This window comes from Pseudomonas palmensis (assembly GCF_049942755.1).
In the GTDB taxonomy this organism is placed as follows: domain Bacteria; phylum Pseudomonadota; class Gammaproteobacteria; order Pseudomonadales; family Pseudomonadaceae; genus Aquipseudomonas; species Aquipseudomonas palmensis.
On sequence record NZ_CP187958.1, the window covers coordinates 1,824,217 to 1,840,719 of the forward strand.

A 16,503-nucleotide genomic window follows, 5' to 3' on the forward strand; every position below is an offset into this window, starting at 1 on the left:
AGCATGAGCCTACCCAACCCCGCCGAACTGATCCGGCAGATGGCCGTTGACCTTCGCGCCCACCTGCAACGCCGCGCCATCGCCGAACCGCGCTTCATCGGCATCCGCACCGGCGGCGTATGGGTGGCCCAGGCGCTGCTGGCCGAGCTGGGCAGCGATTCGCCGCTGGGCACCCTCGACGTGTCGTTCTACCGCGACGACTTCAGCCAGAACGGCCTGCACCCGCAGGTGCGCCCGTCCGAGCTGCCGTTCGAGATCGAAGGCCAGCACCTGGTACTGGTGGACGACGTGCTGATGAGCGGGCGCACCATCCGCGCCGCCCTCAACGAACTGTTCGACTATGGCCGCCCGGCCAGCGTGACCCTGGTGTGTCTGCTGGACCTGGATGCCGGCGAACTGCCGATCCGGCCAAACGTGGTGGGCGCCACCCTGTCGCTGCAAGCCCATGAACGGGTAAAATTGTCCGGCCCCGCGCCGCTCGAACTCGAGCGCCAGGACCTCGCTTCCGCTTCCGCCCTTTAAGAGTCCCCCGCGATGACGCCAATCGACGCCAAGCGCCCGCTGCAGCTCAATGACCAGGGCCAGCTGCGCCACTTCCTCTCGCTCGACGGTTTGCCCCGCGAACTGCTGACCGAAATTCTCGACACGGCCGACTCGTTTCTCGAAGTCGGCGCGCGTGCGGTCAAGAAAGTCCCGCTGCTGCGCGGCAAGACCGTGTGCAACGTGTTCTTCGAGAACTCCACGCGTACCCGCACCACCTTCGAACTGGCCGCCCAGCGGCTGTCGGCCGACGTGATCACGCTGAACGTGTCGACCTCCTCCACCAGCAAGGGCGAGACCCTGTTCGACACCCTGCGCAACCTTGAAGCCATGGCCGCCGACATGTTCGTGGTGCGCCACGCCGACTCGGGCGCCGCGCACTTCATCGCCGAGCACGTGTGCCCGGAGGTGGCGATCATCAACGGTGGCGACGGGCGCCACGCGCACCCCACCCAGGGCATGCTCGACATGCTGACCATTCGTCGCCACAAGGGCGGCTTCGAGAACCTCTCGGTGGCCATCGTCGGCGACATCCTGCACTCGCGGGTGGCGCGCTCGAACATGCTCGCGCTGAAAACCCTGGGTTGCCCGGACATCCGCGTGATCGGCCCCAAGACCCTGCTGCCGATCGGCATCGAACAGTACGGCGTGAAGGTCTACACCGACCTGGAGCAAGGCCTGAAGGACGTCGACGTGGTGATCATGCTGCGCCTGCAGCGTGAGCGCATGACCGGCGGCCTGCTGCCCAGCGAGGGCGAGTTCTACCGTCTGTTCGGCCTGACCACCGCACGCCTGGCCGGGGCCAAGCCCGATGCCATCGTGATGCACCCCGGCCCGATCAACCGTGGCGTGGAAATCGAGTCGGCCGTGGCCGACGGCGCCCACTCGGTGATCCTCAACCAGGTCACCTACGGCATCGCCGTGCGCATGGCGGTGTTGTCCATGGCCATGAGCGGGCAGACCGCGCAACGTCAATTCGAGCAGGAGAACGCCCAGTGAGCCTGAGTATCCTCGGCGCCCGTGTCATCGACCCAACCAGCGGCCTGGACCAGGTCGGCGACCTGCACATCGACGCCGGCAAGATCGTCGCCATCGGCGCTGCCCCGGCCGGCTTCAAGCCCGCCCGTACCCTGGACGCCACCGGCCTGGTGGCCGCGCCCGGCCTGGTCGACCTGAGCGTTGCCCTGCGCGAGCCCGGCTACAGCCGCAAGGGCAGCATCGCCAGCGAAACCCGCGCCGCCGCCGCCGGTGGCGTGACCAGCCTGTGCTGCCCGCCGCAGACCCGGCCGGTGCTCGACACCTCGGCAGTCACCGAGCTGATCCTGGACCGCGCCCGTGAAGCCGGGCACAGCAAGGTGTACCCGATCGGCGCCTTGAGCAAGGGCCTGGAAGGCGAGCAACTGGCCGAGCTGATCGCCCTGCGCGATGCCGGCTGCGTGGCCTTCGGCAACGGCCTGAACAGCTTCACCAACACCCGCACCCTGGCCCGCGCGCTGGACTACGCGGCCACCTTCGACCTGACGGTGATCTTCCATTCCCAGGACCGCGACCTGGCCCAGGGCGGCCTCGCCCACGAGGGCGCGATGGCCAGTTTCCTCGGCCTGCCGGGCATTCCGGAAACCGCCGAGACCGTGGCCCTGGCCCGCGACCTGCTGCTGGTGGAACAGACCGGCGTGCGTGCGCACTTCAGCCAGCTGACCAGCGCCCGTGGCGCCAAGCTGATCGAACAGGCCCAGGCCCGCGGCCTGCCGGTGACGGCGGATGTGGCGCTGTACCAGTTGATCCTCACCGACGAGGCGCTGCGCGACTTCTCCAGCCTGTACCACGTGCAACCGCCGCTGCGCACCCGCGCCGACCGCGACGGCCTGCGTGATGCGGTCAAGCGGGGCGTGATCCAGGCGATTTCCAGCCATCACCAGCCGCATGAGCGCGACGCCAAGCTGGCGCCGTTCGGTGCCACCGAACCAGGCATCAGCAGCGTCGAGTTGCTGCTGCCGCTGGCGATGACACTGGTCGAGGACGGCCTGCTCGACCTGGCAACCTTGTTGCAGCGTTTGTCTGCAGGCCCTGCGGCGGCCCTGCGCCTGCCGGCCGGGCAGTTGCAGGTGGGTGCGGCGGCAGACCTGGTGCTGTTCGACCCGCAGGCCTCGACCGTGGCTGGCGAACAATGGCGCTCCAAGGGCGAAAACTGCCCGTTCATCGGGCACTGCCTGCCGGGTGCGGTGCGTTACACCCTGGTTGACGGGCACATCAGCCACGAAGCCTGAGTCAAACCCTTCGCCGGCAAGGCCGGCTCCTACCGGTAGGAGCCGGCTTGCCGGCGAAGGGGCCGCAAAGGTTGAAATCTTTCCCCCCACCCCCATATGAGTCTGCATCAGGCATTTTCGCCTCGCTGCGTGGAGACTCTCCCTTGACCACCATCGTTTCAGTTCGTCGCCACGGCAAAGTCGTCATGGGCGGCGACGGCCAGGTTTCCCTCGGCAATACCGTGATGAAAGGCAACGCCAAGAAGGTTCGTCGCCTGTACCACGGCCAGGTCATCGCCGGCTTCGCCGGTGCCACCGCCGACGCCTTCACCCTGTTCGAGCGCTTCGAAGGCCAGCTCGAAAAACACCAGGGCCACCTCATTCGCGCCGCCGTCGAGCTGGCCAAGGAATGGCGTACCGACCGCTCGCTGAGCCGTCTGGAAGCCATGCTGGCCGTGGCCAACAAGGACGCCTCCTTGATCATCACCGGCAACGGTGACGTCGTCGAACCCGAAGACGGCCTGATCGCCATGGGTTCCGGCGGCGCCTACGCCCAGGCCGCCGCACGCGCCCTGCTGCAGAAAACCGACCTGTCGGCTCGCGAAATCGCCGAGACCGCACTGAACATCGCCGGCGACATCTGCGTGTTCACCAACCACAACCTGACCATCGAGGAGCAGGACCTGGCCGAGTAATTCAGCTGTTCTGGCGCCCGACCCCGACGGTCGGGCTTTTCCACGCTGAACACTTGCCCACAGGACCATCGACCATTATGTCCATGACCCCCCGCGAAATCGTCCACGAACTCAACCGCCACATCATCGGCCAGGACGATGCCAAGCGCGCCGTCGCCATCGCCCTGCGCAACCGCTGGCGCCGCATGCAGCTGCCCGAAGAGCTGCGCGTGGAAGTCACCCCCAAGAACATCCTGATGATCGGCCCTACCGGCGTGGGCAAGACCGAAATCGCCCGTCGCCTGGCCAAGCTGGCCAACGCGCCGTTCATCAAGGTCGAAGCCACCAAGTTCACCGAAGTGGGCTATGTGGGCCGTGACGTCGAGTCGATCATCCGCGACCTGGCCGACGCCGCGATCAAGCTGCTGCGCGAGCAGGAGATCGTGCGCGTGCGCCACCGTGCCGAAGACGCCGCCGAAGAGCGCATCCTCGATGCGCTGCTGCCACCGGCCCGCACCGGCTTCAACGAAGACCCGGTCAACAGCAGCGATTCCAACACCCGCCAGCTGTTCCGCAAGCGCCTGCGTGAAGGCCAGCTGGACGACAAGGAAATCGAGATCGAGGTGGCCGAAGCGGTCGGCGTCGACATTTCCGCGCCGCCGGGCATGGAAGAGATGACCAACCAGCTGCAGAACCTGTTCGCCAACATGGGCAAGGGCAAGAAGAAGAGCCGCAAGCTCAAGGTCAAGGAAGCGCTCAAGCTGGTGCGCGACGAGGAAGCCGGGCGCCTGGTCAACGAGGAAGAACTCAAGGCCAAGGCCCTCGAGGCGGTCGAGCAGCACGGTATCGTGTTCATCGACGAGATCGACAAGGTAGCCAAGCGCGGCAACGTCGGTGGCGCCGATGTGTCCCGTGAAGGCGTGCAGCGCGACCTGCTGCCGCTGATCGAAGGTTGCACGGTCAATACCAAGCTGGGCATGGTCAAGACCGACCACATCCTGTTCATCGCCTCCGGTGCGTTCCACCTGAGCAAGCCGAGCGACCTGGTGCCCGAGCTGCAGGGTCGTCTGCCGATCCGTGTCGAACTCAAGGCCCTGAGCCCGGAAGACTTCGAGCGCATCCTCAGCGAACCGCATGCCTCGCTCACCGAGCAGTACCGCGAGCTGCTCAAGACCGAGGGGCTGAACATCGAGTTCGCTGCCGACGGCATCAAGCGCCTGGCCGAGATCGCCTGGCAGGTCAACGAGAAGACCGAGAACATCGGTGCCCGTCGCCTGCACACCCTGCTCGAGCGCCTGCTCGAAGAGGTGTCGTTCAGCGCCGGCGACCTGGCCAGCGCCCACAGCGAAGCGCCGATCCGCATCGACGCCGAGTACGTCAACAGCCACCTGGGCGAATTGGCACAGAACGAAGATCTGTCGCGCTACATTCTGTAGCTCAGCGGCAAGCGGCGAGCTGCAGGCCGGAGGTGCTGGACGCCTTCTCCTGCAGCTTGTAGCTTGCAGCTTGAAGCCCAAGAGCCTTATAGCCATGCCCCGTCTGCCTACCGCCATCAATCTGCACAAAGCCTCCAAGACCCTGAGCCTGACCTACGGGCCCGACGAGGTGTATCACCTGCCCGCCGAATTTCTGCGCGTGCACTCCCCTTCCGCCGAGGTCCAGGGCCACGGCAATCCGATCTTACAATTTGGCAAGCTCGGCGTCGGCCTGAGCCAGCTCGAGCCCGCCGGGCAGTACGCGCTCAAGCTCACCTTCGACGACGGCCACGACAGCGGCCTGTTCACCTGGGAATACCTCGAACAGCTGTGCCTGCGCCAGGACCAGCTGTGGGCCGAGTACCTCGACGAGCTGGCCAAGGCCGGTAAATCCCGCGACCCTTCCGAGTCGATCGTCAAGCTGATGCTCTAGCCCGGCACTCCGGCGTTTTAGAGCGCATTTTCTAATTCTATTTGCTTGAATGCCCGTGCGCCGGCCAGCGATTGGCCGGCTTGCGCATTCCATGAAAGTCGGGTAACCAATGGATATGGCAAGTACCCTGCATGGGCGGGTTGATGCAGGGTCTGGCCGGTATGCCGAGGTCGCGAGCGAAAGCAGGTTGTCTTCACACGCATAAACCCGCAGGGCTCATCACCGTCGCGCATCCGGTCGCAGGACCGCAGTTCGTTATCACTGGTCACCCGAGCAGTAGTACCGGGCATTCGTCTGTGCAACGCCCACAGCCCAGCCGGTACTCGTCTCAGGACAACGGAGCGTCGTAGATGAGTAACAAGAACAACGATGACCTGCAGCGCCAAGCCTCTGAAAACACCCTGGGCCTGAGCCCCATCATTGGCCTGCGCCGAAAGGATTTGCTGTCTTCGGCCCGGATGGTGCTGCGTCAGGCCATCAAGCAACCGCTGCACAGTGCCAAGCACGTCGCGCATTTCGGCCTGCAGCTCAAGGACGTGATCTTCGGCAAGTCCGGCCTGCAGCCGGAGGGCGACGACCGCCGCTTCAGCGACCCGGCCTGGAGCCAGAACCCGCTGTACCGCCGCTACCTGCAGACCTACCTGGCCTGGCGCAAGGAACTGCACGACTGGATCGGCAACAGCAACCTGTCGGAGCAGGACATCAGCCGCGCGCACTTCGTCATCAACCTGATGACCGAGGCCATGGCCCCCACCAACAGCGCGGCCAACCCGGCAGCGGTCAAGCGCTTCTTCGAAACCGGTGGCAAGAGCCTGCTCGACGGCCTGTCGCACCTGGCCAAGGACATGGTGCACAACGGCGGCATGCCCAGCCAGGTCAACATGGACGCCTTCGAGGTGGGCAAGAACCTGGCCACCACCGAGGGCGCCGTGGTATTTCGCAACGACGTGCTGGAGCTGATCCAGTACCGCCCGATCACCGAGCAGGTGCACGAAAAGCCGCTGCTGGTGGTACCGCCGCAGATCAACAAGTTCTACGTCTTCGACCTCAGCCCGGAAAAGAGCCTGGCGCGCTTCTGCCTGCGCTCCACGGTGCAGACCTTCATCGTGAGCTGGCGCAACCCCAACAAGTCCCAGCGCGAGTGGGGCCTGTCGACCTACATCGATGCGCTCAAGGAGGCCGTCGACGTGGTGCTGGCTATCACCGGCAGCAAGGACCTGAACATGCTCGGTGCCTGCTCCGGCGGCATCACCTGCACCGCGCTGGTGGGCCACTACGCGGCACTGGGCGAGAAGAAGGTCAATGCCCTGACCCTGCTGGTGAGCGTGCTCGACACCACCCTCGACACCCAGGTGGCGCTGTTCGTCGACGAGCAGACCCTGGAATCGGCCAAGCGCCATTCCTACCAGGCCGGTGTGCTCGAAGGCCGCGACATGGCCAAGGTGTTCGCCTGGATGCGCCCCAACGACCTGATCTGGAACTACTGGGTCAACAACTACCTGCTCGGCAACGAGCCGCCGGTGTTCGACATCCTGTTCTGGAACAACGACACCACGCGCCTGCCCGCCGCCTTCCACGGCGACCTGATCGAAATGTTCAAGAACAACCCGCTGGTGCGCCCCGGTGCACTGGAAGTGTGCGGCACGCCGATCGACCTGAGCCAGGTCACCACCGACATCTTCAGCGTGGCCGGCACCAACGATCACATCACCCCATGGAAGTCCTGCTACAAGTCGGCGCAGCTGTTCGGCGGCAAGGTCGAGTTCCTGCTGTCCAACAGCGGGCATATCCAGAGCATCCTCAACCCGCCGGGCAACCCCAAGTCGCGCTACATGACCAGCAGCGAGATGCCGGCCCAGGCCGACGACTGGCAGGAGAACTCCACCAAGCACACCGATTCCTGGTGGCTGTACTGGCAGGCGTGGCTGGCCGAGCGCTCCGGCGCACTCAAGCCGGCACCCGCCAAGCTGGGCAACAAGGCCTACCCGAGCGCCGAAGCGTCGCCCGGCACCTACGTCCACGAACGCTGAAAACACCCGGCGCCGCCGCAGGCAAGGCGGCGCTGCTACTCACGACAGGGCTCGCGCATGCCGCAACCGTATCTCTTCAGAACCGTCGAGCTCGATGGCCAGTCCATCCGCACGGCCGTTCGCCCCGGCAAGCCGCACCTCACGCCGCTGCTGATCTTCAACGGTATCGGCGCCAACCTGGAGCTGGTGTTCCCGTTCATCGATGCGCTGGACCCGGACCTTGAAGTGATCGCCTTCGACGTGCCCGGCGTGGGCGGTTCGTCGACACCGCGCCGGCCCTACCGCTTTCCCGGGCTGGCCAAGCTGACGGCGCGCATGCTCGACTACCTCGACTACGGGCAGGTCAATGCCATCGGCGTGTCGTGGGGCGGAGCGCTGGCCCAGCAGTTCGCCCACGATTACCCCGAGCGCTGCAAGAAGCTGGTGCTGGCGGCCACCGCCGCCGGTGCGGTGATGGTGCCGGGCAAGCCGCGGGTGCTGTGGCTGATGGCCAGCCCCAGGCGCTACATACAGCCGTCCCATGTGATCCGCATCGCCCCGGAAATCTACGGCGGGGCCTTTCGCCGCGACCCGAACCTGGCCGCGTCGCATGCGGCCAAGGTGCGTTCCTCGGGCAAGCTGGGCTATTACTGGCAGCTGTTCGCCGGCATGGGCTGGACCAGCATTCACTGGCTGCACAAGATCCAGCAGCCGACCCTGGTGCTGGCCGGCGACGACGACCCGCTGATCCCGCTGATCAATATGCGCCTGCTGGCCTGGCGAATTCCCAATGCCCAGCTACACATAATCGACGACGGTCACTTGTTCCTGATCACCCGGGCCGAAGCCGTTGCCCCGATCATCATGAAATTCCTGCAGCAGGAGCGCCAACGCGCCGTCATGCATCCACGGCCCGCCCCGAGCGCTTGAGCACCTCTATCGCTTGCACCCCCGGCAGGAGCGCCGGGGCATGTCAGCGCCAGTTCGGGTTGGTGTCGCTCTTGCATTGAAACATTGGTTGATGGCCTGACGACGGAGTGTTGCCTGGATGAAAGACAAGCCCGCGAAGCCCGGGGTACCGACCCCCGCTGCCTATCTCAACGTGCGCAGCGCCATCAGTGGCCTGCGCGGTCGCGACCTGCTGTCGACGGTGCACCAGCTGGGGCGCCACGGCCTGCGTCACCCGCTGCACACGGCGCGCCACCTGCTGGCGCTGGGTGGCCAGCTGGGGCGCGTGATGCTGGGCGATACCCCCTACCAGCCCTCGCCACGCGACACCCGCTTCAACGACCCGGCCTGGCAGCTCAACCCGCTGTACCGACGCGGCCTGCAGGCCTACCTGGCCTGGCAGCAGCAGACCTGCCAGTGGATCGACGAGAGCCAGCTGGACGACGATGACCGCGCCCGCGCACACTTCGTGTTCTCGCTGCTCAACGATGCAATGTCGCCCAGCAACACCCTGCTCAACCCGGCGGCGGTCAAGGAGCTGCTGAACTCCGGCGGGCTGAGCCTGGTGCGCGGCTTGAACCACCTGCTCGACGACCTGCGCCACAACGACGGCCTGCCACGCCAGGTCAACCCGGACGCCTTCGAGGTGGGCAGGAACCTGGCCAGCACCGCCGGCGCGGTGGTGTTTCGCAACGAGCTGCTGGAGCTGATCCAGTACCGCCCGATGAGCGAAAAACAGTACGCCCGGCCCCTGCTGGTGGTGCCGCCGCAGATCAACAAGTTCTACATCTTCGACCTCAGCCCGACCAACAGCTTTGTGCAGTACGCCCTCAAGAACGGCCTGCAGACCTTCATGATCAGCTGGCGCAACCCCGACGCCCGGCATCGCGAATGGGGCCTGTCGAGCTACGTGGCGGCGGTCGAGGAAGCCATGAACGTGTGCCGCTCGATCACCGGCAGCCGCGACGTCAACCTGCTTGGCGCCTGTGCCGGCGGGTTGACCATCGCGGCCCTGCAGGGTCACCTGCAGGCCAAGCGCCAGATGCGCCGGGTGCACAGCGCCACCTACCTGGTCAGCCTGCTCGACAGCCAGTTCGACAGCCCCGCCAGCCTGTTCGCCGACGAGCAGACCCTGGAGGCGGCCAAGCGCCGCTCCTACCAGCAGGGCGTGCTGGAGGGCCGCGAGATGGCACGGGTGTTCGCCTGGATGCGCCCCAACGACCTGATCTGGAACTACTTCGTCAACAACTACCTGCTGGGCAAGGCGCCCCCGGCATTCGACATCCTGTACTGGAACAACGACAACAGCCGCCTGCCGGCCGCGCTGCACGGCGATCTGCTGGACTTCTTCAAATTCAACCCGCTGACGCACGCCGACGGCCTCGATGTATGCGGCACGCCGATCGACCTGAACAAGGTCACGGTGGACAGCTTCCACGTGGCCGGCAGCAACGACCACATCACCCCGTGGGACGCGGTGTACCGCTCGGCCCTGCTGCTGGGCGGCGAGCGGCGCTTCGTGCTGGCCAACAGCGGGCATGTGCAGAGCATCCTCAACCCACCGGGCCACCCCAAGGCGCATTTTGTCGAGAACCCCAGGCTGAGCAGCGACCCGCGGGCCTGGTACCACGATGCGCAGAAGGTCGAGGGCAGCTGGTGGCCGCAGTGGCTCGACTGGATACAGGCGCGCTCCGGTGCGCAGCGCGAAACCCGCCTGTCGCTGGGCAGCGCCAATTACCCTCCCATGGACCCCGCACCCGGCACCTACGTGCTGGTGCGCTGAGCAAGAAGAACGGATGAAGACCCGCGACCGTATCCTGGAGTGCGCCCTGCACCTGTTCAATCGTCAGGGCGAGCCGAATGTCTCGACGCTGGAAATCGCCAACGAGATGGGCATCAGCCCGGGCAACCTGTACTACCACTTCCACGGCAAGGAGCCGCTGGTGCTGGGCCTGTTCGAGCGTTTCGAGGAGGAGCTGACGCCCCTGCTCGACCCGCCCCTGGAGGTGCGCCTGGATGCCGAGGACTACTGGCTGTTCCTGCACCTGATCGTGGAGCGCATGGCGCAGTACCGCTTTCTGTTCCAGGACCTGTCCAACCTTACCGGGCGCCTGCCCAAGCTGGCGCGGGGCATGCGCACCCTGCTCAATGCGCTCAAGCGCACGCTGGCGGCATTGCTGGCGAGCCTCAAGGCGCATGGGCAGGTGACCAGCGATACCCGCGCACTGGGGCAACTGGTGGAGCAGATCAGCATGACCTTGCTGTTCTCGCTGGACTACCAGCGGATTCTGGCGCGCGAGGGCGAGGTCGGGATCGTGGTGTACCAGGTGATGATGCTGGTGGCGCCGCACCTGGAGGTGGAGTCACGCCTGGCGGCGGAGCAACTGGCCCTGAGGTACCTGGAGGGCTGAGGGTCCCATCGCGGAACAAGCCCGCGCCTGCAAGGAAGGCAGTGATCCCTGTGGGAGCGGGCTTGACCCGCGATGAGGCCAGCACAGGCACCCCACATAAAAACGCCCGGCACACAGGCCGGGCGTTTTCTGTACAGCTACCTCGAGTCAGGCCTGGCTGGCCGGGCTCGAAGGTGCTGGTGCTGCCGACGCGGCTGGCGCCGCAGTGGCCGCCGGGCTTGGCGCCGGTGCCGCACTGGCACTTGGCGCTGCCGGTTTGGCCGCTGCGGGCTTGGCTGCAGCAGGCTTGGCCGGGGCTTTCTTCACCGCTGGCTTTTTCGCTGCTGCCGGCTTGGCGGCAGGTTTTGCGGCAGGTTTGGCCGCCGCTTTCGCTGCAGGCTTGGCGGCTGCGGTTTTCGCCGCGGCCGGCTTGGCTGCTGGCTTGGCTGCTGCCGGTTTGGCCGCCGCAGTTTTGGCCGCAGGCTTGGCCGCCGCTTTCGGTGCTGCCTTGGCCAGTGGCTTGGCCGGCGCCTTGGCCGAGACCGACTTGACCGAGGCACCGGTCAGTTTCTCGATCTGCTTGGTCAGGGTGTCGACCTGCTGGTGCAGTGCCTTGACCTCATTGCGGCTGGGCACGCCCAGGCGCGAGATGGCACTGTTCAGGCGCTTGTCGAAAGCCTCTTCGAGTTCGCTCCACTTGCCCAGTGCGCGGTCTTTCACGTCGCCTACGCGCGAGGTCGCAGACTTGGCACTGGCCTTGGCCGAGTTGACGCTGCCCTTGGCCTGCTTTTCAGCTTTCTCACCGTCCTTGACCAGGGTTTCGAAAAGCTTGCTGCCGTCCTGATCGATCTTGGAGTAGATACCCAAACCAGCCAGCCAGATCTTGCGGGAATACTTTTCGATCCCCCCGACCCAGGAGCTGCTCTCTTTCTCAGTTGTCTTTTTGCCAGCCATCCCGCTCTCCTTATTGTTTGCGTGCGACACGATCGAGCAACAGCGTCAGCTCTTCGAGCTTGGCAGAAAGTGCCTCCACGTCATGTTTAGACGGAATGCCGATGCGATTCAAGGCGCTGGCGACCCGTGTGTCGAAAGCCTTTTCGATTTTATCCAGCTGAACTTCGACCTTGCCCTTCACGCTGCCCAGTTCCTGCCTGGCGGACTGGATCTCGCTGTTGGCGGCATCGAGTTCGTGGTCGAGGCGTTTCTTGCCTTTTTTCTCCACGGTTTCGCCGGCCTTGACCAGCTCCTTCAGGTACTCGGCACCCTCCTGCCCGACCCGGGTGTAGGCCCCCAGGCCTGCCAGCCAGATCTTGCGCGCGTAGCCGCGCACCTCGCCCAGGGCCTTGCCCGGGGCGTCGTCGATTTTCTTCAGGGTCACTTTGGCCATGCTCTGCACCTCACGCTTGAACGGAAATGGAGTTACGCCCGTGAAAGTTGGGCTTGGGCACAAAGGTAGGGGGAAAAATTAGAATCCTCACCCTAAGGGCAGGATTTGCTGTGCAGCGAAGGCCCCTGTCGCGGGTCAAGCCCGCGCCCACAGGGCCTGCAGTGAACCTGCGGAAGCCGCTTGACCCGCTACAGCGGTTTCAGGCCAGGGCCTTGTCCAGGGCCCGCTCGATCTCGGCCTTGATCGTGCCGCCCATCATCGACAGCATCATCCCGAGCTTCAACTCCACCCGGATGCTGTCGTCGCCGATATCGATGCTGCCATTGGCACCGCTGCGCCTGACCTCGACCCGGTCACCGTTCCACTGCGCCTTGAGGTCGTACTCGCGGGTCAGCTTGTCCACCAGGGCTTCGGCCTTTTCCCGGGCCGCTGCGCGCCCCAGGCTGTGTTTGCGTTCGACGCTGATCTGGGTCATTCAATCAATCCTGGCTAGAAGGGCATACTCCCATTATGCCCCTGCCTCCGCCTGCGACACACCCCGCCAAGACAAATGCAGCCGCACGCCCTAGAATGGCCAGTAATTTTTTCCGGTGAAGCGATATGAACGACCAGCGCAAAGGCGAACACGCCGAACCCACCACCCACTTCGGCTACAAGGATGTCCCCGAAAGCCAGAAGGCCGAGAAAGTCGCCGAAGTCTTTCACTCGGTGGCCGCCAAGTACGACCTGATGAACGATGTGCTCTCCGGCGGCATGCACCGCCTGTGGAAGCGCTTCACCATCGAGCTGTCGGGCGTGCGCCCTGGCAACCGCGTGCTCGACATCGCCGGCGGCACCGGCGACCTGGCGCGCAAGTTCTCGCAGCTGGTCGGCCCCACCGGCCAGGTGGTACTGGCCGACATCAACGCCTCGATGCTCAAGGTCGGTCGTGACCGCCTGCTCGACAAGGGCGTGGCCGGCAACATCGAGTTCGTCCAGGCCGACGCCGAGAAGCTGCCCTTCCCCGACAACCATTTCGACTGCGTGACCATCGCCTTCGGCCTGCGCAACGTGACCCACAAGGACGACGCGATCCGCTCGATGCTGCGCGTGCTCAAGCCGGGCGGCCGCCTGCTGGTGCTGGAGTTCTCCAAGCCGACCAACAAGCTGATGTCCAAGGTCTACGATGCCTACTCGTTCGCCTTCATGCCGCTGGCCGGCAAGCTGATCACCAACGACGCGGACAGCTACCGCTACCTCGCCGAATCGATCCGCATGCACCCCGACCAGGAAACCCTCAAGGCCATGATGGTCGACGCCGGTTTCGACCGCGTCACCTACCACAACATGACCAGCGGTATCGTGGCCCTGCACCGCGGTATCAAACCCTGATGTTGCTGGCCGGGCTGCTCGCCAGCGTCGAACACGGTCTCAACCGTGTGTTGCGCATGGACAGCACTGCGCTGCCGCGCCTGGCTGCGCTCGAGGGCAAGATCATTGCCATCGACTGCCGCCAGCCGGCGCTGCAGTTGTACATCCTGCCCGGCGATGATGGCCTGATGCTCGCCAGCCACTGGGAAACCGAGGCCGACTGCACCCTGCGTGCACCGGCCAGCAGCCTGCTGCAACTGGCCCTGAGCCAGGACAAGCCGGCGGTGCTGCACAGCCCGCAGGTGGAACTCGAAGGCGACAGCGCGGTGCTGCTCGACCTGGTCGGCGTGCTGCAGGACCTGGAGCTGGACTGGGAGTACGAACTCTCGCGCTGGCTCGGCCCGGTCGCCACCCAGCTGATCGGCGGCCACCTGCGCAGCCGCGCGCGCTGGACCCGCCAGGGCCTGGCCAGCCTCAACCAGAACCTTGGCGAATACCTGGCCGAAGAGGCCCGCACCCTGGTCGGCCAGCGCGAGGCCGAAGCGCGCTTCGCCGAGCTCGATGCCCTGAAAATCGATGTAGAACGCCTCGAGGCACGCATTGCGCGCCTTGCCCGATCCCTTGAATCCAGCGATAACGCATGAAGCTGCTTGCCGTCCGCCGTCTGTTGCGCATCCAGCGCGTCGTGATCCGCTACCGTCTCGATGACCTGCTGTTCGACCTGCCCCTGCCCTGGTGGCTGATGACCCTGCGTTTCGCCATGCCCTGGCGCTGGCTGCCGCGCAAGCCGTCGCCCCTGAGCCGTGGCGCGCGCCTGCGCCTGGCGCTGCAGGACCTGGGCCCGATCTTCATCAAGTTCGGCCAGCTGCTCTCCACCCGCCGTGACCTGCTGCCCGCCGACATCGCCGACGAGCTGATGCTGTTGCAGGACCGCGTGCCGCCCTTCGACCCGCAAAAGGCCGTGGCGCTGATCGAATCGCAGCTCGGCGCCAAGGTGGGCGAGATCTTCAGCCGCTTCGACGTCGAACCGCTGGCCTCGGCCTCGGTGGCCCAGGTGCACGCGGCGCGCCTCAAGAGCGGCGAGGAGGTGGTGGTCAAGGTGGTGCGCCCAGGCCTCAAGCCGATCATCGCGCAGGACCTGGCCTGGCTGTTCCTGATCGCCCGCGGCGCCGAGCGGGTGTCGGCCGATGCCCGCCTGCTGCACCCGGTCGAGGTGGTCAACGATTACGAGAAGACCATCTACGACGAGCTCGACCTGCTGCGCGAGGCGGCCAACGCCAGCCAGCTGCGACGCAACTTCGAAGGCTCGGAGATGATGTACGTGCCCCAGGTGTACTGGGACCTGTGCCGGCCCAAGGTGCTGGTGATGGAGCGCATCTATGGCGTGCAGGTCACTGACCTTGCCACCCTGGCCGACCAGCGCACCGACATGAAGCTGCTGGCCGAGCGCGGCGTCGAGATCTTCTTCACCCAGGTGTTTCGCGACAGCTTCTTCCACGCCGACATGCACCCGGGCAACATCTTCGTCAGCACCGTCAAGCCGTGGAGCCCGCAGTACATCGCGATCGACTGCGGCATCGTGGGCAGCCTCACCCCCGAGGACCAGGACTACCTGGCACGCAACCTGTTCGCCTTCTTCAAGCGTGACTACCGCCGCGTGGCCCAGTTGCACATCGACTCGGGCTGGGTACCGGCGCAGACCAAGCTCAACGAATTCGAGGCGGCGATCCGCACCGTGTGCGAGCCGATCTTCGAAAAACCGTTAAAGGATATTTCCTTCGGCCAGGTGCTGATGCGCCTGTTCCAGACCGCGCGACGCTTCAACATGGAAGTGCAGCCGCAACTGGTGCTGCTGCAGAAGACCCTGCTCAACATCGAGGGCCTGGGCCGTCAGCTGTACCCTGACCTGGACCTGTGGAGCACCGCCCAGCCGTTTCTGGAGCGCTGGATGCGCGAGCGGGTCAGCCCGAAAAACGTGCTGCAGAACCTGCACAGCCAGGTCGAGCAACTGCCGCACCTGGCCGGCATGACCCGCGACCTGCTCGAACGCATGTCGCAACCGCACCTGAACGACCCGCCGCCACCCTGGCAGCAGCGCGATCGCTGGGCCCTGCGCCTGCTCGGTGCCGGCCTGCTGGCGGGCGGCGCAACCCTCGCCGCAGGCGCCGTGAGCCTCAGCGCCCCGGCAGCCTGGCCGGCCTGGCTGATGCTGGCCGGGGGCCTTTACCTGATTGTGCGCCGATAGCCAGCCTGCTGCGTGGCTGGCACACTAGCAGGTGGCATCGGTGCGGGACCGTGGCCTATTTTGGAGTCGAACATGAAAGACTGGCTGGACGAGATCAACTGGAACAGCGATGGCCTGGTACCGGCGATCGCCCAGGACCACAAGACCGGGCGCGTGCTGATGATGGCCTGGATGAACCGCGAGGCCCTGAGCCTGACTGCCGCCGAGCAGCGCGCCATCTACTGGTCGCGTTCGCGTGGCAAACTGTGGCGCAAGGGCGAAGAGTCCGGCCACGTGCAGAAACTGCATGAAATGCGCCTGGACTGCGACGCCGACGTGATCATCCTGATGGTCGAGCAACTGGGCCACATCGCCTGCCATACCGGCCGTGAAAGCTGCTTCTACCGCGTGTACGAGAACGGCGCGTGGAAGACCGTCGACCCGGTACTCAAAGACCCGCATGCCATCTACAGCGCAGGACACTGACATGAGCGACACCCTGATCCGCCTGGCCGAAGTGCTCGAATCGCGCAAGGGCGCGGCCCCCGACACCTCGTACGTGGCCAGCCTGTACCACAAGGGCCTGAACAAGATCCTGGAAAAGGTCGGCGAGGAATCGGTCGAGACCATCATCGCCGCCAAGGACGCCGCCGTCAGTGGCGAATGCAGCGATGTCATCTACGAGACCGCCGACCTGTGGTTCCATAGCATGGTCATGCTCGCCGCCCTGGGCCAGCACCCGCAGGCCGTGCTGGACGAACTGGACCGCCGCTTCGGCCTGTCCGGGCACGACGAGAAGGCCGCCCGCCAGCCGTCGGCCTAACGAA

The 16,503-nt window shown here is 65.5% G+C and carries 18 protein-coding genes; 15 read left to right on the plus strand and 3 right to left on the minus strand.

What is annotated here, in order from left to right; genetic code table 11:
- Positions 1-3: 3 nt before the first annotated feature.
- The 10 genes from pyrR to ACPRTJ_RS08320 all read left to right on the plus strand — a co-directional run bounded on the left by pyrR (position 4) and on the right by ACPRTJ_RS08320 (position 10,736).
- Positions 4-522, plus strand: coding sequence for a bifunctional pyr operon transcriptional regulator/uracil phosphoribosyltransferase PyrR (gene pyrR / locus ACPRTJ_RS08275; RefSeq protein ID WP_054915766.1), 519 nt, complete (start codon positions 4-6; stop codon positions 520-522).
- 12 nt (positions 523-534) lie between these two features.
- Complete coding sequence (locus ACPRTJ_RS08280; protein WP_043862147.1) at positions 535-1,539, plus strand: aspartate carbamoyltransferase catalytic subunit; 1,005 nt, start codon at positions 535-537, stop codon at positions 1,537-1,539.
- Complete coding sequence (locus tag ACPRTJ_RS08285) at positions 1,536-2,807, plus strand: dihydroorotase (protein ID WP_043862148.1); 1,272 nt, start codon at positions 1,536-1,538, stop codon at positions 2,805-2,807. The genes ACPRTJ_RS08280 and ACPRTJ_RS08285 overlap by 4 nt, the downstream gene beginning before the upstream one ends.
- Positions 2,808-2,950: 143 nt before the next feature.
- Positions 2,951-3,481, plus strand: coding sequence for an ATP-dependent protease subunit HslV (hslV, locus tag ACPRTJ_RS08290; RefSeq protein WP_028945572.1), 531 nt, complete (start codon positions 2,951-2,953; stop codon positions 3,479-3,481).
- 77 nt (positions 3,482-3,558) lie between these two features.
- Positions 3,559-4,896: an ATP-dependent protease ATPase subunit HslU gene (hslU, locus tag ACPRTJ_RS08295; protein ID WP_054915767.1), complete on the plus strand. Its 1,338-nt coding sequence runs from the start codon at positions 3,559-3,561 to the stop codon at positions 4,894-4,896.
- A gap of 94 nt (positions 4,897-4,990) precedes the next feature.
- A complete protein-coding gene (locus ACPRTJ_RS08300; RefSeq protein ID WP_043862150.1) occupies positions 4,991-5,368 on the plus strand; it encodes a gamma-butyrobetaine hydroxylase-like domain-containing protein in 378 nt (125 codons plus the stop codon).
- A 350-nt stretch (positions 5,369-5,718) separates the two neighbouring features.
- Positions 5,719-7,398 (plus strand): class II poly(R)-hydroxyalkanoic acid synthase, encoded by a 1,680-nt coding sequence (phaC, locus tag ACPRTJ_RS08305; protein WP_043862151.1) that lies wholly within the window; start codon positions 5,719-5,721, stop codon positions 7,396-7,398.
- A 57-nt stretch (positions 7,399-7,455) separates the two neighbouring features.
- Positions 7,456-8,307, plus strand: coding sequence for a poly(3-hydroxyalkanoate) depolymerase (gene phaZ / locus ACPRTJ_RS08310; RefSeq protein ID WP_043862152.1), 852 nt, complete (start codon positions 7,456-7,458; stop codon positions 8,305-8,307).
- Between the two features lie 118 nt (positions 8,308-8,425).
- Positions 8,426-10,108, plus strand: coding sequence for a class II poly(R)-hydroxyalkanoic acid synthase (phaC, locus tag ACPRTJ_RS08315; protein ID WP_426428558.1), 1,683 nt, complete (start codon positions 8,426-8,428; stop codon positions 10,106-10,108).
- Between the two features lie 13 nt (positions 10,109-10,121).
- Positions 10,122-10,736, plus strand: coding sequence for a TetR/AcrR family transcriptional regulator (locus ACPRTJ_RS08320; RefSeq protein WP_043862154.1), 615 nt, complete (start codon positions 10,122-10,124; stop codon positions 10,734-10,736).
- Positions 10,737-10,883: 147 nt separating this feature from the next.
- Here the strand turns inward: ACPRTJ_RS08320 and ACPRTJ_RS08325 are convergent, their stop codons facing one another.
- The 3 genes from ACPRTJ_RS08325 to ACPRTJ_RS08335 all read right to left on the minus strand — a co-directional run bounded on the left by ACPRTJ_RS08325 (position 10,884) and on the right by ACPRTJ_RS08335 (position 12,577).
- On the minus strand, positions 10,884-11,669 hold the full coding sequence (locus ACPRTJ_RS08325) for a phasin family protein (RefSeq protein WP_054915768.1): 786 nt from the start codon (positions 11,667-11,669) through the stop codon (positions 10,884-10,886).
- Positions 11,670-11,679: 10 nt separating this feature from the next.
- Complete coding sequence (locus ACPRTJ_RS08330; protein ID WP_043862156.1) at positions 11,680-12,102, minus strand: phasin family protein; 423 nt, start codon at positions 12,100-12,102, stop codon at positions 11,680-11,682.
- 199 nt (positions 12,103-12,301) lie between these two features.
- Positions 12,302-12,577: a polyhydroxyalkanoic acid system family protein gene (locus tag ACPRTJ_RS08335; protein WP_043862157.1), complete on the minus strand. Its 276-nt coding sequence runs from the start codon at positions 12,575-12,577 to the stop codon at positions 12,302-12,304.
- Between the two features lie 125 nt (positions 12,578-12,702).
- Between ACPRTJ_RS08335 and ubiE the strand changes: the two genes are divergently transcribed.
- The 5 genes from ubiE to ACPRTJ_RS08360 all read left to right on the plus strand — a co-directional run bounded on the left by ubiE (position 12,703) and on the right by ACPRTJ_RS08360 (position 16,499).
- Entirely contained in the window at positions 12,703-13,473 is a 771-nt protein-coding gene (gene ubiE, locus ACPRTJ_RS08340) for a bifunctional demethylmenaquinone methyltransferase/2-methoxy-6-polyprenyl-1,4-benzoquinol methylase UbiE (RefSeq protein ID WP_043862158.1), read from the plus strand.
- Complete coding sequence (locus tag ACPRTJ_RS08345; RefSeq protein ID WP_058541637.1) at positions 13,473-14,096, plus strand: ubiquinone biosynthesis accessory factor UbiJ; 624 nt, start codon at positions 13,473-13,475, stop codon at positions 14,094-14,096. Before ubiE ends, ACPRTJ_RS08345 begins: the two co-directional genes overlap by 1 nt.
- On the plus strand, positions 14,093-15,697 hold the full coding sequence (gene ubiB, locus ACPRTJ_RS08350; RefSeq protein WP_043862160.1) for a ubiquinone biosynthesis regulatory protein kinase UbiB: 1,605 nt from the start codon (positions 14,093-14,095) through the stop codon (positions 15,695-15,697). Before ACPRTJ_RS08345 ends, ubiB begins: the two co-directional genes overlap by 4 nt.
- A gap of 72 nt (positions 15,698-15,769) precedes the next feature.
- Complete coding sequence (hisI, locus tag ACPRTJ_RS08355; RefSeq protein ID WP_043862161.1) at positions 15,770-16,162, plus strand: phosphoribosyl-AMP cyclohydrolase; 393 nt, start codon at positions 15,770-15,772, stop codon at positions 16,160-16,162.
- Between the two features lies 1 nt (position 16,163).
- Entirely contained in the window at positions 16,164-16,499 is a 336-nt protein-coding gene (locus tag ACPRTJ_RS08360; RefSeq protein WP_043862162.1) for a phosphoribosyl-ATP diphosphatase, read from the plus strand.
- The last annotated feature ends 4 nt before the right edge of the window (positions 16,500-16,503 follow it).